Source organism: Amycolatopsis taiwanensis DSM 45107 (assembly GCF_000519205.1).
Classification (GTDB): domain Bacteria; phylum Actinomycetota; class Actinomycetes; order Mycobacteriales; family Pseudonocardiaceae; genus Amycolatopsis_E; species Amycolatopsis_E taiwanensis.
In genome coordinates this window covers 75,359-94,833 of sequence record NZ_KI912602.1, presented here as the reverse complement: position 1 = coordinate 94,833, position 19,475 = coordinate 75,359, and the positions used below count along the sequence as shown (strand labels likewise).

The 19,475-nt window shown below is 69.4% G+C and carries 17 protein-coding genes, 1 pseudogene and 1 riboswitch; of the genes and pseudogenes, 12 read left to right on the top strand and 6 right to left on the bottom strand.

Annotated features, from left to right (window positions below; genetic code table 11):
- The first annotated feature begins 44 nt into the window (after positions 1–44).
- The 3 genes from A3CU_RS0141950 (at position 45) to A3CU_RS0141940 (ending at position 3,020) form a co-directional block, all read left to right on the top strand.
- Complete coding sequence (locus A3CU_RS0141950) at positions 45–1,409, top strand: glutamine synthetase family protein (protein ID WP_027947269.1); 1,365 nt, start codon at positions 45–47, stop codon at positions 1,407–1,409.
- A 58-nt stretch (positions 1,410–1,467) separates the two neighbouring features.
- A complete protein-coding gene (locus A3CU_RS0141945; protein ID WP_027947268.1) occupies positions 1,468–2,151 on the top strand; it encodes a gamma-glutamyl-gamma-aminobutyrate hydrolase family protein in 684 nt (227 codons plus the stop codon).
- A 104-nt stretch (positions 2,152–2,255) separates the two neighbouring features.
- Positions 2,256–3,020, top strand: coding sequence for a 3-oxoacyl-ACP reductase (locus A3CU_RS0141940; protein ID WP_027947267.1), 765 nt, complete (start codon positions 2,256–2,258; stop codon positions 3,018–3,020).
- Between the two features lie 3 nt (positions 3,021–3,023).
- Here A3CU_RS0141940 and A3CU_RS0141935 read toward each other — a convergent pair whose 3' ends face one another.
- Complete coding sequence (locus tag A3CU_RS0141935) at positions 3,024–3,503, bottom strand: DinB family protein (RefSeq protein WP_169739763.1); 480 nt, start codon at positions 3,501–3,503, stop codon at positions 3,024–3,026.
- A gap of 143 nt (positions 3,504–3,646) precedes the next feature.
- Positions 3,647–3,739, top strand: a riboswitch (glycine riboswitch).
- A 117-nt stretch (positions 3,740–3,856) separates the two neighbouring features.
- Here A3CU_RS0141935 and gcvP point away from each other — a divergent pair.
- From gcvP to A3CU_RS0141915, 4 genes are all read left to right on the top strand, one after another.
- Complete coding sequence (gcvP, locus tag A3CU_RS0141930) at positions 3,857–6,745, top strand: aminomethyl-transferring glycine dehydrogenase (protein ID WP_027947265.1); 2,889 nt, start codon at positions 3,857–3,859, stop codon at positions 6,743–6,745.
- Between the two features lie 7 nt (positions 6,746–6,752).
- A complete protein-coding gene (gcvT, locus tag A3CU_RS0141925; protein WP_027947264.1) occupies positions 6,753–7,826 on the top strand; it encodes a glycine cleavage system aminomethyltransferase GcvT in 1,074 nt (357 codons plus the stop codon).
- Position 7,827: 1 nt separating this feature from the next.
- Positions 7,828–9,192, top strand: coding sequence for an L-serine ammonia-lyase (locus A3CU_RS0141920; RefSeq protein ID WP_027947263.1), 1,365 nt, complete (start codon positions 7,828–7,830; stop codon positions 9,190–9,192).
- A gap of 136 nt (positions 9,193–9,328) precedes the next feature.
- Entirely contained in the window at positions 9,329–10,018 is a 690-nt protein-coding gene (locus A3CU_RS0141915; RefSeq protein WP_043844424.1) for a FadR/GntR family transcriptional regulator, read from the top strand.
- 93 nt (positions 10,019–10,111) lie between these two features.
- On the opposite strand, the gene A3CU_RS0141910 is transcribed toward A3CU_RS0141915, so the two are convergent.
- Positions 10,112–10,768, bottom strand: a complete 657-nt coding sequence (locus A3CU_RS0141910) for an O-methyltransferase (RefSeq protein WP_027947261.1) — start codon at positions 10,766–10,768, stop codon at positions 10,112–10,114.
- A 150-nt stretch (positions 10,769–10,918) separates the two neighbouring features.
- Here A3CU_RS0141910 and A3CU_RS0141905 point away from each other — a divergent pair, with 150 nt between their 5' ends.
- Complete coding sequence (locus A3CU_RS0141905) at positions 10,919–12,142, top strand: NAD(P)/FAD-dependent oxidoreductase (RefSeq protein ID WP_027947260.1); 1,224 nt, start codon at positions 10,919–10,921, stop codon at positions 12,140–12,142.
- A gap of 16 nt (positions 12,143–12,158) precedes the next feature.
- On the opposite strand, the gene A3CU_RS0141900 is transcribed toward A3CU_RS0141905, so the two are convergent.
- The 3 genes from A3CU_RS0141900 to A3CU_RS0141890 form a co-directional block, all read right to left on the bottom strand.
- Positions 12,159–13,376: a multidrug effflux MFS transporter gene (locus tag A3CU_RS0141900; protein ID WP_027947259.1), complete on the bottom strand. Its 1,218-nt coding sequence runs from the start codon at positions 13,374–13,376 to the stop codon at positions 12,159–12,161.
- 105 nt (positions 13,377–13,481) lie between these two features.
- Entirely contained in the window at positions 13,482–14,753 is a 1,272-nt protein-coding gene (locus A3CU_RS0141895; protein WP_027947258.1) for an MFS transporter, read from the bottom strand.
- 34 nt (positions 14,754–14,787) lie between these two features.
- On the bottom strand, positions 14,788–15,375 hold the full coding sequence (locus A3CU_RS0141890; protein ID WP_027947257.1) for a winged helix-turn-helix domain-containing protein: 588 nt from the start codon (positions 15,373–15,375) through the stop codon (positions 14,788–14,790).
- 120 nt (positions 15,376–15,495) lie between these two features.
- Here A3CU_RS0141890 and A3CU_RS49410 point away from each other — a divergent pair.
- Positions 15,496–16,660 (top strand): annotated as a pseudogene (locus A3CU_RS49410) (lactate 2-monooxygenase).
- Positions 16,661–16,663: 3 nt separating this feature from the next.
- Here A3CU_RS49410 and A3CU_RS0141880 read toward each other — a convergent pair.
- Positions 16,664–17,317, bottom strand: coding sequence for a TetR/AcrR family transcriptional regulator (locus A3CU_RS0141880; RefSeq protein WP_245617558.1), 654 nt, complete (start codon positions 17,315–17,317; stop codon positions 16,664–16,666).
- Positions 17,318–17,479: 162 nt separating this feature from the next.
- On the opposite strand from A3CU_RS0141880, the gene A3CU_RS55345 reads away from it, so the two are divergent.
- The 3 genes from A3CU_RS55345 to A3CU_RS0141865 all read left to right on the top strand — a co-directional run bounded on the left by A3CU_RS55345 (position 17,480) and on the right by A3CU_RS0141865 (position 19,439).
- The gene (locus A3CU_RS55345) at positions 17,480–17,614 is read left to right on the top strand and encodes a hypothetical protein (protein WP_281174200.1); all 135 of its coding nucleotides are present in this window, start codon (positions 17,480–17,482) and stop codon (positions 17,612–17,614) included.
- Entirely contained in the window at positions 17,611–17,946 is a 336-nt protein-coding gene (locus A3CU_RS0141870; protein WP_156960838.1) for a hypothetical protein, read from the top strand. The genes A3CU_RS55345 and A3CU_RS0141870 overlap by 4 nt, the downstream gene beginning before the upstream one ends.
- Before the next feature lie 80 nt (positions 17,947–18,026).
- Positions 18,027–19,439: an ATP-binding protein gene (locus tag A3CU_RS0141865; RefSeq protein ID WP_027947254.1), complete on the top strand. Its 1,413-nt coding sequence runs from the start codon at positions 18,027–18,029 to the stop codon at positions 19,437–19,439.
- Positions 19,440–19,475 lie beyond the last annotated feature (36 nt).

Sequence of the window (19,475 nt, the reverse complement as noted above, 5' to 3'; positions counted from 1 at the left end):
AATAGTGAGCCTTTGACGGTCTGGCCGTGCGGAAGGGTGTTCCGATGAACCACGGTAAGGGCATGCTCACCCTGGACGAGTTGCGCGAACTGGTGGACCGGGGCGTGGTCGACACCGTCCTGGTGGCGATGACGGACATGCAGGGCCGGTTGCAGGGCAAGCGCTGCTCGGCCGACTACTTCCTCGGCGAGGTGGCCTCGCACGCGACCGAAGCGTGCAACTACCTTCTCGCGGTCGACGTCGACATGAACACGGTCGACGGCTTCGAGATGTCCAGCTGGGAGCGCGGCTACGGCGACTTCGTCCTCCGGCCCGACCTGAGCACGCTGCGGCACGTGCCGTGGCACGAGGGCACGACGCTGGTGTTGTGCGATGTCGAGCGGGTGGACGGTGGAGACGTGCCGGCGTCCCCGCGGCAGGTGCTGCGTCGCCAACTGGACCGGCTGGCCGAGCGAGGGCTGGCCGCTTATGCCGGCACCGAACTGGAATTCATCGTCTTCGACGACAGCTACGAGCAGGCGTGGCGGCGCGGCTATCGCGACCTCACCCCGGCGAATCAGTACAATGTGGACTATTCGATGCTGGGCACCGCCCGGCTGGAGCCGTTGCTTCGCCGCATCCGTAACGAGATGCGCGGTGCGGGCATGTATGTCGAGTCGGCCAAGGGCGAGTGCAACCCGGGCCAGCACGAGATCGCGTTCCGGTACGCCGAAGCGCTGTCCACCTGCGACAACCACAGCATCTACAAGACCGGCGCCAAGGAGATCGCCGCGCAGGAAGGCAAGAGCCTGACCTTCATGGCCAAGTACAACGAGCGCGAGGGCAACTCCTGCCATATCCACCTCAGCCTCCGCTCGGCCGACGGGGAGTTCGTGCTGGCCGGCGACCGGCCGGGCGGGTTCTCGGCGCTGATGGAGCACTTCCTTGCCGGGCAGTTGGCCTGCCTGCGCGAGTTGACCTACTTTTTCGCACCGAACATCAACTCCTACAAGCGGTTCGCGCCCGGCAGCTTCGCCCCGACCGCGGTGGCCTGGGGCGCCGACAACCGGACCTGCGCGCTCCGGGTCGTCGGGCACGGCGGGTCGCTGCGGGTCGAGAACCGGGTGCCCGGCGGTGACGTCAACCCCTACCTCGCGGTGGCGGCGCTGGTGGCAGCCGGCCTGTACGGCATCGAAAACGAGCTGCCACTGGAAGCGGAGCACGAGGGAAATGCCTACGATTCGGACAAACCGGCCGTCCCGGCCACCCTGCGGGAAGCGGCCGGGCTGCTGGCGGAGAGCAAGATGGCCCGAGCGGCCTTCGGTGACGAGGTGATCGAGCACTACCTCAACGCCGCCCGCGTGGAACAGGCCGCGTTCGACGCCGCTGTCACGGATTGGGAGCGCAGCCGTGGTTTCGAACGCCTCTGATCCCGCCCGCCGGCCCACCACCCTCGACGGAGACGCTTCGCGTCGCTGTTCCAAACCCGTGGTCGGCATCTCCACCTATGTGGAAACCGCACGCTGGGGCGTGTGGGACACCGGCGCGGCGCTGCTGCCACGTTCCTATGTGGACTGTGTGGTCGCGGCCGGCGGGGTACCGGTTCTGCTGCCGTCCGTGGGCGAGGACACTTCGGCCCTGTCCGGGGTGGATGCTCTGGTGCTGGCCGGCGGTGCGGACGTCGAACCCGCCCGGTACGCCGATGCGGCGCACGAGGAGACCGTCAGCCGGCCGGAGCGTGACGGCTTTGAATTCGCGCTGCTGGACGCGGCGCTGGCCGGTGGCCTGCCCGTGCTCGGGGTGTGCCGGGGCATGCAGGTTCTCAATGTCGCACTCGGCGGCACGCTGACCCAGCACCTGCCGGACGACCTCCGTGCCGTGCACCAGCCCGCGCCGGCCACCTACGGCCCGAATCGGGTCACCGTCGCCGAGGGTAGCCGGATGGCTGGAATCCTTGGCGGGGAAGCGAAAACGTGGTGTTATCACCACCAGGCGGTGGACCGACTCGGTGCCGGGCTCATCCCGGTGGCCTGGGCGCCGGACGACGTCGTCGAGGCCGTCGAACTGCCCGGCGAGCCCTTCGTACTGGGCGTGCAGTGGCACCCGGAGCAGGACCCCGGGGACGTCCGGTTGTTCGCGGCCTTGGTTGCGGCGGCTCGTGTGCATGAGTGACCCGTTCCTGCCGAATTTCGGCAGTAACGGGTCACTCATGACAAAAAAGCCACTTGAAATGGTGGATTGGCTTGACATGGGGAAGAACGAGCACGGAGGTAGGGATGCAACGCTTTGACGGTCGGGTCGCGGTGATCACCGGCGGCGCCAGCGGGATCGGCCTCGCCACCGCACGCCGGCTCTCGGCCGAGGGCGCCCGGGTCGTGATCGCCGACGTGGACGCGGCCAGTGGCAAGGCCGCCGCAAGTGAGGTCGGCGGCGAGTTCATCGCCACCGATGTCACCAGCGAGTCCCAGGTCGAGGCGGTCTTCCAGACCACTGTGGACCACTTCGGCTCGCTCGATGTCGCGTTCAACAACGCCGGGATCTCGCCGCCCGAGGACGACTCGATCCTCACCACCGGGCTCGCGGCGTGGCAGAAGGTTCAGGAAGTCAACCTCACCTCGGTCTACCTGTGCTGCAAATACGCCATCCCGCACATGCAGCGACAGGGCCGTGGCTCGATCGTCAACACCGCCTCCTTCGTCGCGGTGATGGGCGCGGCCACCTCGCAGATCTCCTACACCGCGTCGAAGGGCGGCGTGCTGGCCATGACGCGCGAGTTGGGCGTGCAGTTCGCGCGCGAAGGCATCCGAGTCAACGCGCTGTGCCCCGGCCCGGTCAACACGCCGCTGCTGCGGGAACTGTTCGCCAAGGACCCGGAGCGGGCGGCCCGCCGGCTGGTGCACGTGCCGCTGGGCCGGTTCGCCGAGCCGGAGGAGATCGCCGCCGCCGTAGCGTTTTTGGCCAGCGACGACGCGTCCTTCATCACCGCATCCCAGTTCCTGGTGGACGGTGGTATCTCGGGCGCGTACGTCACGCCGCTCTAGCGCTCAGACGCCGACCGTGCCGTCTATACCTTCGCGCAGGAAGTCGGCATGTCCGTTGTGCCGGGCGTACTCGTGGATGAGGTGGTGCATCACGAACCGCAGCGAAACCTCCTCGTCCCACCTGGCGAAATAGCTGGTCACATCGAGGGACTCGGCCTCTCGCTCGATGCGGCGCGCGTGCTCGACCTCGGCCTGCCAGGCCTCGAACGCCTCGGCGCGGTTGGCGGTGCTCGCGTCGTAGGCCTCCTGGTAGTCGCCCTTGGCCGACCACACGAACGGGAGGTCCTTCTCGCCGTTGATCACCCGACGGAACCAGGTGCGCTCCACCTCCGCCATGTGCCGCACCAGGCCGAGCAGCGACAGCGTGGAAGGGGGCATCGACTGGCGGCGCAGGTCGTCGTCGGACAGCCCCTCGCACTTCACTGCCAGCGTCCCACGGTGAAAGTCGAGGAAGTCGCGCAGCGTCTCGCGCTCGTTCCCCATCCGTGGTGGGTCGGTCCGTTCGATGGTCACGGCGTCCTCTTTTCTCAGGTCATCGCCGACTCTACCGATCATGTGGGCCAGGATGCCTCGCTGTGACGTGGTCACAGGTATACTGCCGCGCATAACTGAACACAGGGCCGCTACGAGCCGGAGCGGGAGAGTCCCCATCACGAATGGGGCGCCGAAGGAGCAATCTCCCCGTCAATCTCTCAGGTACCAGCTACCGCTTCAGGCCAGGCCACTCTGGAAAGTAGGCGCCGCATCGGCGTCTCACCCAAGGTGAAAGCCGCGTGAGCGGCGAAACTCTCAGGTGCCGTGACAGAGGGGGAGTTCCCGACGAGAGAGGAGCTCCCGTGTCGACCTTCGCCGACCGCCATATCGGGCCGTCCGGGCACGAACAGGACAAGATGCTCGCCGAATGCGGGTACTCCAGTCTGGACGCGCTCGTCGATGCCGCCGTGCCCGCGGCCATCCGCGACCGCAGCGATCTGAAACTGCCGCCCGCGGTGTCCGAGGTCGAGGCGACGGCGGAGTTGCGGGCGCTCGCGGCGAAGAACCGCCCGATGACGCAGATGATCGGTCTCGGCTTCTACGACACCGTGACCCCGCCGGTGATCCGGCGCAACGTGCTGGAAAGCCCGGCCTGGTACACCGCGTACACGCCCTACCAGCCGGAAATCTCGCAGGGCCGGCTCGAGGCGCTGCTCAACTTCCAGACCATGGTCTCCAGCCTGACCGGCCTCGACATCGCCAACGCGTCGCTGCTCGACGAGTCCACCGCCGTCGTGGAGGCCATCCTGCTCATGCGGCGTGCCTCAAAGGCGCGGTCGCGACGGGTGGTGCTGGACGCCGAGTGCCTGCCGCAGACCGTCGCAGTGGTGCGTACTCGCGCCGAGGCGGTCGGCATCGAGGTCGATGTGCGCGACCTGGCGGCCGGACTGCCGGAGGAGTTCTTCGGCGTCGTCGTGCAGTATCCGGGCGCCTCCGGACTGGTGCGGGACAAAGACTTCTACTCAGCGATCGGCCATGCCGCGCAGGCGGCGGGCGCGCTCTACACGGTCGCCGCCGACCTGCTCGCGTTGACCCTCCTCGCCCCGCCGGGCGAGTTCGGCGCGGATGTCGCCGTGGGCACCACTCAGCGCTTCGGCGTGCCGCTGGGTTACGGCGGCCCGCACGCCGGGTATATCGCGGTTCGCTCCGGGCTCGAACGCTCGCTGCCGGGGCGGTTGGTCGGGGTGTCCGTGGACGCCGACGGCAACCCCGCGTACCGGCTCGCGCTGCAGACGCGTGAGCAGCACATTCGCCGCGAGAAGGCGACTTCCAACATCTGCACCGCGCAGGTGCTGCCGGCGGTGCTGGCTGCGATGTACGCCGTGTACCACGGTCCCGACGGGCTGCGACGGATCGCCGGACGGGTGCACGCGCTGGCTGCCGGACTGGCTACCGCGCTGCGTGAAGGCGGTGTCGAGGTCGTGCACGAGGGGTTCTTCGACACCGTGCTCGCCCGTGTTCCCGGCCGGGCCGGGCAGGTCGTCGACGCCGCGCGGCGAGCCGGCATCAACCTCGGGCGGGTGGACACCGACCACGTTCGCGTCGCCTGCGACGAGGTGACCACGCCTGCCGTCCTGGGCAGCGTGCTGGCCGCGTTCGGCCTATCCCCGGACGCCGAGTCCCCGGACGCCGAGCCCGGCCCGGCCGGCTCGCCTTGGCTGCCCGCGAGCCTCGCCCGCACCGGTGACTACCTGACCCACGAGGTGTTCCACACGCACCGCTCCGAGACCGCGATGCTGCGCTACCTGCGGCGACTGTCCGATCAGGACTACGCGTTGGACCGCGGCATGATCCCGCTCGGCTCGTGCACCATGAAGCTCAACGCCACCACCGAGATGGAGCCGATCAGCTGGCCGGCCTTCGCCGGCCTGCACCCGTTCGCCCCGGCCGAGGACGTCGCCGGCTATCGCGAGCTGATCGAACAGCTGGCCGGCTGGCTGGCCGAAGTGACCGGCTACGACCAGGTCTCGTTGCAGCCCAACGCGGGCAGCCAGGGTGAGCTGGCCGGTCTGCTGGCCATCCGCGCCTACCACCGCGCGAACGGCGAGCCGCAGCGGGACGTGTGCCTCATCCCGTCCTCGGCGCACGGCACGAACGCCGCTTCCGCGGTGCTGGCGGGCATGCGCGTGGTGGTCGTGGCCTGCAACTCCGATGGCGATGTCGACCTGGCGGACCTGAAGTCCAAAGTGGCCGAACACGGCGAGACGCTGGCCGCCATCATGGTCACCTACCCCTCCACGCACGGGGTTTACGAGACCGGCATCGGCGAGATCGCGCGGCTCGTGCACGAGGCGGGCGGGCAGGTGTATGTCGACGGCGCGAACTTCAACGCCTTGCTCGGGCTGGCCAAGCCGGGCGAGTTCGGCGGTGACGTCTCGCATCTGAACCTGCACAAGACGTTCTGCATCCCGCACGGCGGGGGCGGGCCGGGGGTCGGGCCGGTCGCGGTGCGCGCGCACCTGGCGCCGTACCTGCCGGGCCATCCGCAGCCACTCCAGGCCACCGACGGCACCGACGGCCCGGTGGGTCCGATCGCCTCCGCGCCGTTCGGGTCGGCCTCGATCCTGCCCATTTCGTGGGCCTACGTCCGAATGATGAGCGGAGCCGGGCTGACCCGGGCGACCCAGGTCGCCGTGCTCGCCGCGAACTACGTGGCCGCGCGGTTGTCCCCGCACTACCCGGTGCTTTACACCGGCCGCGGCGGCCTGGTCGCGCACGAGTGCGTGCTCGACCTGCGCGGGTTGACCAAACGCACCGGCGTCACCGTGGAGGACGTCGCGAAACGCTTGGTGGACTACGGTTTCCACGCCCCGACCATGTCGTTCCCCGTCGCCGGGACGTTGATGGTGGAGCCCACCGAGAGCGAGGACACCGCCGAGCTCGACCGGTTCTGTGACGCGATGATCGCGATCCGCCGCGAGATCGAGGAGGTCGCCGAGGGCCGGTGGCCGCTGGAGCGCAGTCCGTTGCGCAACGCCCCGCACACCGCCCAGATGCTGGTCGGCGACTGGGATCTGCCGTATGACCGGGCTACGGCGGTGTATCCCGCCGACGACGGGCGGGTCTCGCCCAAGGGCAAGTACTGGCCGCCGGTCCGGCGGATCGAGGGCGCCTACGGGGACCGTAACCTCGTCTGCTCGTGCCCACCGGTCACCGAGTACGCCGCCGACACCAGCCGCTCCGGGAGCTGAGCCGACAATGCACACCGCTTTGCACGCGGTCCACAAAGGACTGCACGCGCTGTTCACCGACTTCGCCGGCTGGGAGATGCCGGTGCGCTACAGCAGCGAGCTGGCCGAGCATCGCGCGGTGCGCGAGGCGGCCGGGCTGTTCGACCTGTCGCACATGGGTGAGATCGAGGTGACCGGACGGCAGGCCGCCGCGGCTCTCGACTACGCGCTGGTCGGGAAGCTGTCCGCGGTCAACGTGGGCCGGGCCCGGTACACGATGATGTGCGACGCCGACGGCGGCGTGCTCGACGACCTCGTGGTGTACCGGTTGGGCGAGGAGAGCTTCCTCGTCGTGGCCAACGCCGCGAACACCGCCGTCGTGCTCGCCGAACTGCTCAAGCGCACGGATTCCTTCGACGCCGCCGTGACCGACCGCTCGGCCGAGACCGCGTTGATCGCGGTGCAGGGGCCGCGTGCCGCGGACATCGTCGGCGCGGTCACGGACGCCGATCTCTCCGGGTTGAAGTACTACGCGAGCCTTCCCGCGAAGGTCGGCGGCCACGATGTCCTGCTTGCGCGCACCGGTTACACCGGCGAAGACGGCTTCGAGCTGTTCGTTCCGGCGACCGAGGCCGTCGACCTGTGGCACAGCCTCACCGAGGCCGGGGAACCGTCCGGGCTACAGCCGGCCGGTCTCGCCTGCCGCGACACGCTGCGCCTGGAAGCCGGAATGCCCTTGTACGGCAACGAACTCGGCACCGAACTCACCCCGTTCAACGCGAACCTGGGCCGGGTGGTGAAGTTCGAGAAGCCGGATTTCGTCGGCCGGGCCGCACTCGAACGCCGGCGTGACCCCGACCGGGTTCTCGCCGGCCTGCGGGGTACCGGCCGGCGGGCGCCGCGGCACTCCTACCGGGTGCTCGACGGCGAGCGTGAGGTCGGCGTCGTGACGAGCGGGGCGCTGTCGCCGACGCTCGGATATCCGATCGCGATGGCATATGTGCCGAAGGAGCTGAGTGTGCCCGGAACGAGCCTCAGCGTCGACATTCGGGGAAGGATCGAGCCGGTAGAGGTCGTCGCGCTGCCGTTCTACGGGCGCTGACATGGGGATCAGCGTTTTCGACCTGTTCTCGGTCGGGATCGGGCCGTCCAGTTCGCACACCGTCGGCCCGATGCGTGCGGCACGCATGTTCGTCGACCGGCTCGCCGCCGACGGGTTGCTGCACGGGTCGCTGACCGGCGTCCGGCGGGTGCGAGTGCAGCTGTTCGGATCGCTGGGGGCCACCGGCCACGGGCACGGCAGCGACAAGGCGGTGCTGCTCGGGCTCACCGGGGAGCGCCCGGAAGAGGTCGACACCGAGGCGGTGCCGGGGATCGTCGCGGACATCCGGGCGGCGAAACGGCTGAGCCTGGGCGGCACGCACGAGATCACCTTCGACGAGGACACGGATCTGGTGCTGCACCGGCGGAAGTCGTTGCCGGAACACCCCAACGGCATGATCTTCGCTGCTTACGGCGACGACCTTCTCCTCGAGCGCACCTACTATTCCGTCGGCGGCGGTTTCGTCCGCGACGATGGCGCGATCGTGCCGGAGCCGACCCGGCTGCCGTACCCGTTCGCCACCTCGGCCGAACTGCTGGGGCACTGCCTGGAGACCGGGCTGCCGGTCAGCGAGATCATGTTGCGCAACGAACTCTCCTGGCGGACCCGTGAGGAGATCCGCGACGGGCTGGGCGGGATCTGGCGCGTGATGGCCGAATGCGTGCGCAACGGCTGCGAGCACGACGGCGTGCTGCCCGGCGGGTTGAAGGTGCCGCGGCGTGCGAAAGCCTTACACCACAAGCTTCTCGCCGAGGACGGAGCCGCGGACTCGCTGCAGGTGATGGACTGGGTGAGCCTGTACGCGCTGGCCGTCAACGAGGAGAACGCCGCCGGCGGCCGGGTGGTGACCGCACCGACCAACGGGGCGGCGGGGATCATTCCCGCGGTGCTGCACTACTACCGGCGCTTCGTCCCCGGGGCCACGGACGACGGGGTGGTCGCCTTCCTGCTCACCGCCGGTGCCATCGGGTCGATCCTCAAGCAGACCGGGTCCATCTCCGGGGCCGAGGTCGGCTGCCAGGGCGAGATCGGCTCGGCGTGCGCGATGGCGGCTGCCGGGCTCACCGAGGTGCTCGGCGGGACTCCTCAGCAGGTCGAGAACGCCGCCGAGATCGGGGTGGAGCACCACCTCGGGCTGACCTGCGACCCGGTCGGCGGGCTGGTCCAGATCCCGTGCATCGAACGCAACGCGGTGGGCGCGGCGAAGGCGATCCACGCGGCACGGATGGCGCTGCGCGGCGACGGACGTCATGTGGTCAGCCTGGACAAGGCGATCAAGACGATGCGCGAGACCGGTGCGGACATGAAGGTCAAGTACAAGGAAACCGCCCGCGGCGGCCTGGCCGTCAACGTCATCGAGTGCTGATCTCCCCGCACCGCCACGCAAGCCACTGCGAAACGGTCCTCAAGGCGCTGAGGCAAGATGGCGGGGTGACGATCGGCGAGCACCCCTCCACGACCCGGCATGCGAGCCGGAGGTGATCGTGGATTCCGCCGTCGACATGCTGTTCCGGCCGGTGCGCGCCGGGAACGCCTTCGAGGAGACCGTGGAGCGGCTGCTTCAGTCGATCCGGCTCGGGGTGGTGCGCGCGGGCGAGCGGCTGCCTCCCGAACGTGAGCTGGCCGAGCGGCTGGGCGTCAGCCGGGTCACCCTGCGCGAGGCGATCCGGGCGCTCGCCGACGCCGGCTATGTGGAGTCGCGAAGAGGCCGCTACGGAGGCACGTTCGTCAAGGAGACCCTGCCTGCTTCGCCCGGCGGCGACGGGCGAAGCTTCGACGTCGAGTCCCTTGAGGACGTGCTGAGCCTGCGGTACGTGCTTGAGACCGGTGCGGCCGAGCTGGCCGCCAAGCGTGGGCTGCCCGCCGCCGAGCGGGCGCACCTGCGCGACAGACTGGCCGAGGCGTCGGCCGCCGGACTGGACGACTACCGGCGCCGCGACTCGCGCCTGCATCTCGCCGTGGCGGAGGCCACCGGCTCGGCCTCACTCACCTCCGCGGTCGCGGACGTGCGCACCGCCGTCAACCGGTTCCTCGACCGGATCCCGTTGCTGGAACGGAACCTCGAACACTCGAACGACCAGCACGAGCGGCTGGTCGCGGCGATCTTGGCGGGAGACGTCGCGGCGGCCCGGCAGGCCATGGCCGAACACCTCGACGGCACGGCGTCGCTGCTGCGGGCCTTCCTGAGTTGAGCCGGAGCGCCGGGGTCCTTGTGGAGCAAGGTGGATTTGCTACGAAACGACCACGCGTTGTGGAGCAAGGCGGATTTGCTACGAAACGACCGGTCAATCGGTGACCAGCACCATGGTGAATCCGTCGTAGCCCTTCACGCCCACGGTCTGCAAGGCGGTGGCGTCGGCGCGCGGTTCGGCGGCGATCAGCTCGTGCATCCGGCGCACGCCGAGCGCGTTGGGATCGTCCGTCCGGGTGTCGGCGACCTTTCCCTGCCGCACCACGTTGTCCACGACGATCACGGTGCCCGGGCGCGACAGCCGCATCGCCCACCGGAAGTACTCGGGGTAGTTGACCTTGTCCGCGTCGATGAAGATCAGGTCGAACGGCCCGGCGACCGTCGGCAGCACGTCGAGCGCCGCGCCGACGCGCACCTCCACGGCCTCGGCCAGCCCGGCCGCGGCGATGTTGGCCCGGGCCACCTCGGCGTGCTTCGCGTTGGCTTCGAGACTGAGCAGGCGGCCGTCCGGGGGGAGTGCGCGGCCGAGCCAGATGGTGCTGTACCCGGCCAGCGTGCCCAGCTCCAGGATCGTCTTCACCCGCCCGAAGCGGGCCAGCAGGTTGAGGAACTTGCCCTGGTTCGGCGCCACCGCGATCGACGGCAGCCCGGCCGCGTCGGCCCTCGCCTGCGTCTCGGCGAACACCGGATCAGGGGTGTGCAACTGGTCGACGAGGTAGGCGTCGACCTCGCTCCACCGGGTGTCGGTCATGATTCCTCCGCTTCTGCTCTTGCTTTGGAAAGTATGCTGTCGCGCGGAGCGCGTCCGTTGAGGGCGGTGGTGGGCGACGGGTGGGAGTTAGTCTGATCACGGTCGAGGCGGACGTTCAGCTGATCACGGTCGAAGCGATGGGAGAGCGGGATGGCGGGACCTCAGCGAATCGTGATCGTCGGTGCCGGCCTGGGCGGTGCCTCCGCGGCCGCGTCACTGCGGGAACGCGGCTTCACCGGCGACGTCGTGGTGCTCGGCGCCGAGTCGCACCGCCCCTACGAGCTGCCGCCACTGTCCAAGGCGGTCCTGCTGGGCGACGCCGACGAGCCGGACTGGGCCCACGAGGACGGCTTCTACCGCGAGCACGACATCGACCTGCGGCTCGGCACGACGGCCACCCGGATCGAGCTCGGCAGCCGCACGGTGATCGACGGTCACGGTGGTGAGCACCCGTTCGACCGGTTGCTGCTGGCCACCGGTTCGCACCCGCGCACGCTGCCGGTGCCCGGCACCGATCTGCCCGGCATCCACACGCTGCGCACCATCGACGATTCGCTCGCGTTGCGCGCCGCCTTCGGCAAGGCGCGGCAGGTCGTGATCGTCGGCGCGGGCTGGATCGGCACCGAGGCGGCGGCCGCCGCGCGACGGCACGGCGTCGACGTGACCGTCGTGGACCTGATCAGCGCGCCGCTGCTGTCGGTGCTCGGGTCCGAGGTGGCGGCGGTGTTCCGCGACCTGCACAGCGAGCACGGCGTGCGCTGGCGGCTCGGCAGCGGGGTCGCCGAGTTCACCGGCGGGCCGGAGGGGGTGCGTGGGGTGCGGCTCACCGACGGCACCGAGCTGCCCGCGGACCTGGTGCTGATGGCCGTGGGGGCGGCGCCCCGGGTCGACCTGGCGCGCCTGGCCGGGCTGGAAGTGTCCGACGACGGCGGCATTTCCGTCGACGCCACCCTGCGCACGGCCGCGCCGGACGTGTACGCCGCCGGGGACATCGCCTCGCAGTTCCACCCCCGGCTGGACCGGCGGGTCCGGGTCGAGCACTGGTCCAACGCCAAGGACCAGGGCACGCACGTCGCCGGGAACCTGCTCGGTGCGCAGGAGCCGTACCTGGCCTCCCCGTTCTTCTTCTCCGACCAGTACGACCTCGGCTGCGAGTACCGGGGGCTCGCCAACCCCGACACCGACGAACTCGTGGTGCGGGGCGACCTGCGGTCCCGGGAGTTCATCGCGTTCTGGCTGGCCGACGGCGCCGTGCGGGCCGCGATGAACGTCAACGTCTGGGACGACACCGCGGCGCTGAAGTCCCTTGTGGACAACCAGAAGCGGGTCAGCCCGGACGAGCTGAAGCACGCCTCCCTCGCCGGCCTGGCCTGACCCGCGCCGGCCGCCGTCAGGCCCGGGCGCGCCGGGCGCGTGCGACGGTGACGAACACGATCAGCGCGGTGAGCGCGAAGCCGGCCATCACGGCACCCATCGGCACCCCGTCGATGCCGACCAGCGGGGTGGCCAGCGCGCCGATGGTGAACTGGGCGACCCCCATCAGCGCCGAGGCGGCACCGGCGTGGTCCGGCTGTCCGGCCAGCGCCAGCGAGGTCGCGTTGGGCATCACGAGACCGATCATGGACACCTGGCAGAACAGCGGCACCAGAAGCGCCGCGAGCGGGAGGGACAACACCCCCGCGACCAGCACGCCGGCGCCGCCGACCGTGCCGATGGCCAGGCCGGCGGCCAGCAGCCGCCGTTCCGGGAAGCGGTTCACCAGGAGGCCGTTGAGCTGACCGGCCAGCACGATGCCCACACCGTTGGCGCCGAACACCAGGCTGTACTGCTGCGGGTTGAGGCCGTAGAAACCCTGGAGCACGAACGACGACGCGGACACATAGGCGAACAGGCCCGCGAACATCAGCCCGCCCGCGAGCGCGTAGCCGAGAAAGCCCCGATCGGCGAGCAGCCGTCCGTACGTGCGCAGGGTCGCGCCGAGCCGGGCGGGCCGGTGGCGGTCGGCCGACAGCGATTCGGGCAGCATCGACAGGACGGCGATCAGCAACAGCACGCCGAAGAGCGCCTGCACCACGAACACCCCGCGCCATGAGGTGAGCCGCAGCAACTGCCCACCGAGTACCGGCGCGAGGACCGGCCCGATCCCGGACACCAGCAGCAGGGTCGAGAAGAACTTCGTCATCTGCCTGCCCGAGAACAGGTCTCGTACCACGGCGCGGGCGATCACGATCCCGGCCGCGGCGCCGAACGCCTGCAGCATGCGGGCGGCGATGAGCACGCCGATCGACGGGCTCATCGCGCACAGCGCCACGGCCAGTGAATACAGCACCAGGCCGGCGAGCAGTGGCTTACGGCGCCCGAAAGAGTCGGAGAGCGGCCCGGCGACCAACTGTCCCGCCGCGAGACCGATGATGAACGCGCTCAGCGTGAACTGCAGCGCCGCGTCGCTGGCTTGCAGATCACTCGACATCCGCGGCAGCGCGGGCAGGTACATGTCGATCGAGAACGGCGCAAGCGCGGACAGGCCACCGAGGATGAGCAGGTAGCGCAGCTTGCCTGCCTTGGCGGTGGTCTCCCCCTGAGAGCTTTGGACCGCGCTCGTACTCATGCCGCCACCGACCTCCTCGTCCGACCGTTACTCAACCGGTCGCGGGGCGGCGCGCATTCCCGATTGTGCTGCACAACACCGGAAATCCGCCTGGTCGGCCGATACTCAGGTGCGTACGGCCGGCCGCTGCCGGGGCAGTTCGGCCTGCCGCACCGCGCTGGCGGTCAGGGCGATGACCACGCCCAGGCCGGCGAAGGCGCCGCAGCCGGCGAACACGGGGGCGGCGCCCCAGGCCCCGATGGCGGCGCCGACCAACGGGTAGCTCAGCGGTGCGACACCGACCACGTTGAGCATGACGACGGAGGTGACCCGGCCGAGATAGACCGGCTCCGCGGCAGTCTGTATGAGGGCGTTGTCCAGGCTGCTGAGCACGCCCGCGTTCAGCCCGATCACCGCGGCCAGCACCACGGCGAGCCACAGGGCGGGCACCAGTGCGATGGTGGCCGCGCCCACGCAACTCACGAGCAGCGTCCCGGCCAGCAGCAGGCCGGCGCGTGGCAGCCAACCGGCGATGGCGAGCAGCGCGGCGCTGGCCGCGGCTCCGGCACCGAAGCCGCTGATGATCCAGCCGTAGCCGGAAGGGCCCCAGCCACGCTCGGCGTTGAGAAGCACCATGCCGACGTTGAGGGTGCCGATGAGCCCGAGTTCGCTGATGGCGCTGACGGCGACCAGTGGGCCGATGAGCCGGTGGCGGCGGATATAGCGCAAGCCGTCGAGCAGGTCCCCTCGCGCGGTCCTGGGCTCCGGCCGTGCTGCGTCGCGCGACTCGAGGGGCCGTATCCGTGTTGTCAGCAGGAGCGGCAGGGACAGCGCGAAGAGCAGGCCCGCGACGGTGAAAGCGGCCGCGGGTCCACCGAGTCCCATGGCCAGGCCGCCGATCGGCGGGCCCGCGATCTGGGCCAGGCGCATCGACAGTGAGCGCATACCGGTGACCCGGGCCAGTTGCTCTGGGCTGGTGATGCGCGGTGGGAGGGCACCGACCGCGGGTACGAACAGTGCGTCTACGGCGCCGAAGACGAGCGCCACCGCGATCAGGATCCACAGGGCGGGAGCGGTCAGCGCGATGCCGGCGGCCACCGCCAGGATGAGGAGACAGCGCAGCGTGTCGCTGCCGAGAATCACCCGGCGGGGGTCGAACCGGTCGGCGAGCACGCCACCGCCGAGCATGAGCAACGCCCGGGGTAGCGACCCGGTGGCCATGACGAGGCCGACTTCGGCGGGGCCGGCGACCTTCTGGGCGGACCACGCCAGGGCGGCGAAGTACACGCTGTCGCCGACGAGGGAGGCGGTGTACGCGGTGAGCCAGCGAAGGACGTTGCCGTCGCGGTGAGCCGGTGTGGTGGCGCGTTCGGGCAGGGCTGTCTCCACTGCGGCCATGGCGGGCTCCAGTAAGTGAGGGAATGCGGCCGGGTCAGGGCCGGAACGGGAAGCCGTAGAGGTGTAGGGACACGTGCTCGCGGTCCTCGGTGTCGCCGGCCGCCTTGGCGGCCTTGCCGCGCTCACGCCAGCGCCGGACCAGCGCCTCGAGTTCGTCGCTCATCTCGGCGAGTTCGGCCGGGGTGAGGTCGAGCAGCCACTCGGAACTGAAGGCCGCGTCGGTCCACGCCTTGTCCCAGTCCTGGTCGAGATACGTGCGGTACTGGGCGGCGCGGGTGTCGAAAATTCCGCGAGTCACCGCGCCGGCGGCCGCGGCTCCTTCGGGCGTGTCCGCGAAGTCAGAGTCGCGATAGCCCCAGCCATCCTCGGATGCCACCTGCCACCACCGCTCACGGCCGTCGTCGCCGTGGCTGGTCGCTTCGGCCACGAAGCCGTGCTCGGCCAGCTTGCGCAGGTGGTAACTGACCAGCGAGGGCGTCTCGCCGACCTGCTCGGCGAGCTGGGAAGCGGTCGCGGAGCCGGCGGCGTACAGCAACCGGTAGATCCGCAGCCGCAGCGGGTTCGTGAACGCCTTCAGCCGGGACAGCTCGGTGATCCGCTCAGGCCGGTGCTTCGGTCGCATGCTCTCACCGTAGATCCGAAGCAAAAATTGCGCAATATAGTTTTCATAGTTGCCGACCCGGTTCCCGAAAGCGCTTTCCGCCGCCCGTAGGCTGCCCGGAAGCGGACGAGGAGGTGGCGCGTGGCCGGAGGGTTCGGCAACTACCAGTCCGAGATCTACCTGCGCGGTCTGAGCGGGGTGAAGCCGCCGATCTCGACCGACTTTGCCGCCCTGGAGGAGGCCGCGTCTCAGACGATGCCCCCCAGAGGTGTTCGGCTACGTCGCGGGCGGCGCCGGTTCCGGCGCGACGGTGCGGGCGAACCGGGAGGCCTTCGACCGGTGGAAGATCGTGCCCCGGATGCTCACCGGCGCGACGAACCGTGACCTCGCCACAACCGTCCTCGGCACCGAGTTGCCCGCGCCGGTGCTGCTCGCCCCGGTCGGTGGGCAGTCGACCCTGCACCCGGAAGCCGACCTGGCGACCGCCCGCGCGGCGGCATCCCTCGGCGTGCCGATGATCGTGTCCACGGTGGCTTCACACACCATCGAGAAGATCGCCGAGGCCGCTGGGGCCGGCCCACGATGGTTCCAGCTGTACTGGCCCAACGACCCGGATGTCTGCGCGAGCCTTCTCGGCCGGGCGCGGGCGGCCGGCTACTCGGCCCTCGTGGTCACCTTGGACACTCCGACGCTGGCTTGGCGCCCGTGCGACCTCGATCATGGTTATCTGCCGTTCTTCGCCGGGCATCCCCCGGCGACACCGCTGTCCGACCCGGTGTTCCGGTCTCGGCTGGAAAAGACGCCCGAGGAGGACCCCGCGGCCGCGCTCCTGCTGTGGTCGTCGATGCAGTCCGGCACGGACTTCACCTGGGAACGGCTGTCCGTCCTGCGTGAGCTGTGGGACGGCCCGATCGTGCTCAAGGGCATCCAGCACGTCGACGACGCCCGGCGCGCGGTGGATGCCGGGATGGACGGCATCGTGGTGTCGAACCACGGCGGGCGGCAGGTTGACGGCGCGATCGGCGCGCTGGAGGCGCTGCCGCCCATCGCGCAGGCGGTGGGCAGCCGGATCGAGGTGTACTTCGACTCGGGCGTGCGCACCGGCTCCGACGTGATCAAGGCCCTGGCCTTGGGCGCCAAGGCCGTGCTGCTCGGTCGCCCGTACGCCTATGGCCTCGCGCAGGGCGGAGAGGACGGCGTGCGCCACGTCGTGCGCTCCCTGCTGGCCGACCTTGAGATAACTCTCGGTCTCACCGGGCACCGAACCCCCTCGGAGCTGTCCCCGGCGGCGCTGCACCGCGCGTGAGAGTCAGTCCCGCGTGGCCGTCAGACCGCTCAGGAAGGCGTCGAGGGCGAACACGAACCGTTCGGACGCGTTGTCGCCGCTGAACATTCCCCGCGCCTCCAGCAAGTTGTCGAAGGTGCCGGGCGGCAGCGAACGCAGATACTCCAACATTTGCCTGCCCCGTTCGGTCGTCTCCCTCTCCGAGACCTCCCCCGACGACCACGCGTTGCCCTCGTAGGCGAAAGCCTTCACGTACATCGAAAGCGCATCCGCCGCGTAGGCCGCTTGCTTCAGTGACAACCCACCGGCCCGCAACAAGGCGAGTTGGGCTTCGGCGTGTCGTAGTGCGTTCGGGCCGACCGGGATCATGGTCCGCCACGCCACCTTCGCGATGCCAGGATGCGCCAGCATGGCCTGGACCTGCTGGTGCAGGAGGTCCTTCAGCTGTTTCCGCCAGCGGGCCGGATCGGGCTTCGGCAGCGGGATGTCCGCGAGGATGCGGTCGAACATCAACTCGTCAAGCTCGTCCTTGTTGGAGACGTGCGCGTACAGCGACGCGGGACCCGTGTCCAGCGCCTGCGCGACCCGACGCATGCTCACCGCGTCGATGCCTTCTTTGGCGAGGATCTCGAGCCCCGTCTGCACGATCAACTCCTGCGACAGCTGCGGTTTCGCCACGCGGCGACGGGGTGCCCGATGCCATGGCGGGGCGGGGAGATCCAAGGGTGACCTTCCTGTCGGTTCCTCCAACGGCTCTCTGCCGAAGCGTACTTGACACGAACGACGTTCGCTACTAGAACGATGTTCGTCAACGAACACCGTTCGATGAGGGAGGGACCGATGCCTGATTCCAGGGAAACCGGAGTTCTCGCGGCGGTGACCGGCCTCGTGGCCGCGTGGAACGATGGCCGCTGGCGGATCGCCTCGTTCCACAACGCTCGCGTCACCGATCCGATGTCGTGGGCGAAGCCATGAAGAAGCTGATCGTCGAACTATCCGAAGTGGTCGCGACGCCGGCGACCGACGTGCTGGACACCGTTATCGAGCGATTCACCGCGGCACTGGGCGGCGCGGCAGGTCTCGTGGTCGACCGCGACCGTGGCACCGTCGCCTACCAGGGCGGATGGTGGTACCGCGGCGAGTACGAGGTTTCCGGCGAGCCGGGCGGCGGCACCAGGGTGACGTATCGGGTCTACAACGTCGCTGACCGGCTGCGGTGGGCAGTGCCACTCGCGAACCGGTTCTTCATCGGCTTCCGCGAAAACGCACGGGAAGGGTTCGCGGCACTCCTGCGCAAAGCGGCCTAGGGCCCCCATGGGAGCTGCTTGCACAGGAACTTCCTGCACAGGAACTTCTTCTGCAAGAAGTTCTCATGTAGCCTGCTGAAGTGCGGTTTTTCAATCGGACGGCCGAACTGGACATGCTCCGGGAGCGACTTCACAACTCCCAGGCGGAGCTGTTGGTCGTATATGGCCGCCGCAGGGTCGGGAAGACCGAGTTGCTGGCACAGCTGGCCTCGGAGGTGCGAAGTGTCTTCTTCGAGGCAACCGATTCGGTTGCCGCCGATCAGCTCCGCGACCTGACGGCGGAGTTGGCGGATGTGTCCGGCAGCGACGTGCTCCGGTCCCAGCCTCTGACGACCTGGGACGCGGCGCTTGCCGCGCTTGCCCAGGTCGTCGGTGACCAGCGCACGCTGGTAGTGCTGGATGAGTTCCAGCTGCTCGCCGCTCGTTCGCCCGAGCTGGAGAGCGTGCTGAGCCGGTGGTGGCGCACGACCGGCCGCAAGCTGCCGATCGTGCTCGTCCTGGCGGGCAGTGAGCTGTCCTTCTTCGAAGACGAGGTCCTGGCCGGCCGGCTGTACGGCAGGCGCACCGGACAGTTGCGGCTGGAACCCTTTCTCGCCCGTGAAGCCAGCCTGTTCCATCCTGGCTTCTCGGTGGAGGACCGGGTGCGGGCGTATTCGGTGTGTGGCGGCATTCCGTACTACCTCGAACGGTTCACCGACCGCCGCTCGCTCGAGGACAACCTGGTCCGCGAGGTCTTCCAGCGGACCGGTTTGCTCCACGACGAGGCCGAGCTGATGCTCCGGCAGTCGATCGCGGCACCGGCGAATCACATCGCGGTGCTACGGGCGATCGCGCACGGACACAACAGGTCCAACGCGATCAGCCAACGGACACAGCTCGATACATCGACCGTTGCCAAGGTCCTGGCGACTCTCGAACGGCTCGGTCTGATCGCCAGGTTGCGGCCGGTGACATCCTCCGAACGGGCCAAGAAGACCGCCTACGCGATCACCGACCACTTTCTGCGGTTCCACTACCGTTTCGTCGAGCCTGCGAAGTCCTACTTGCGCACCAACGAACTCGCGGCAAGGTACGTCGCGGACTCGGTGATGCCGCAGCTGGACCACCACGCCTCGCTCGCCTGGGAGGACATCTGCCGGGAATACATCCAGCAGCGCATCCCGGAGGTCGCGATGGTAGGACGCTGGTGGGGACAGGTCCCGACCGGGCACGGTCGCCGAACCGAGGAACGGGAGCTCGACGTCGTCGGAGTCGACGGCGCCCGGAACCCGTTGGTGATCGGCATGTGCAAGTGGACCGCGGCGAAAGTGGACGTCGACGAGTTGAACCTGTTGGACCGGCTGTCGGCGCACCTGCCCGGCGGCGCCCGGGATTCGCGGCGGTTCCTGTTCTCGCGCAGCGGATTCAGCGTGCGGCTGCGCGCGGTCGCCGAGTCCGACGAACGGCTCACGCTGATCGAACCGGCCGACATCTACACCGAGGATCACAGGTAGCGCCCCTGAGTGACGCGGTGAAAATTGGTGGCGCGC

Coding starts and splice junctions, on each gene's coding strand:
- A3CU_RS0141950 (WP_027947269.1), top strand. CDS start 45: ATGAACCACGGTAAGGGCATGCTCACCCTGGACGAGTTGCGCGAACTG.
- A3CU_RS0141940 (WP_027947267.1), top strand. CDS start 2,256: ATGCAACGCTTTGACGGTCGGGTCGCGGTGATCACCGGCGGCGCCAGC.
- A3CU_RS0141935 (WP_169739763.1), bottom strand. CDS start 3,503: ATGGGGAACGAGCGCGAGACGCTGCGCGACTTCCTCGACTTTCACCGT.
- gcvT (WP_027947264.1), top strand. CDS start 6,753: ATGCACACCGCTTTGCACGCGGTCCACAAAGGACTGCACGCGCTGTTC.
- A3CU_RS0141920 (WP_027947263.1), top strand. CDS start 7,828: ATGGGGATCAGCGTTTTCGACCTGTTCTCGGTCGGGATCGGGCCGTCC.
- A3CU_RS0141915 (WP_043844424.1), top strand. CDS start 9,329: ATGCTGTTCCGGCCGGTGCGCGCCGGGAACGCCTTCGAGGAGACCGTG.
- A3CU_RS0141910 (WP_027947261.1), bottom strand. CDS start 10,768: ATGACCGACACCCGGTGGAGCGAGGTCGACGCCTACCTCGTCGACCAG.
- A3CU_RS0141905 (WP_027947260.1), top strand. CDS start 10,919: ATGGCGGGACCTCAGCGAATCGTGATCGTCGGTGCCGGCCTGGGCGGT.
- A3CU_RS0141900 (WP_027947259.1), bottom strand. CDS start 13,376: ATGAGTACGAGCGCGGTCCAAAGCTCTCAGGGGGAGACCACCGCCAAG.
- A3CU_RS0141895 (WP_027947258.1), bottom strand. CDS start 14,753: ATGGCCGCAGTGGAGACAGCCCTGCCCGAACGCGCCACCACACCGGCT.
- A3CU_RS0141890 (WP_027947257.1), bottom strand. CDS start 15,375: ATGCGACCGAAGCACCGGCCTGAGCGGATCACCGAGCTGTCCCGGCTG.
- A3CU_RS55345 (WP_281174200.1), top strand. CDS start 17,480: ATGCCTGATTCCAGGGAAACCGGAGTTCTCGCGGCGGTGACCGGCCTC.
- A3CU_RS0141870 (WP_156960838.1), top strand. CDS start 17,611: ATGAAGAAGCTGATCGTCGAACTATCCGAAGTGGTCGCGACGCCGGCG.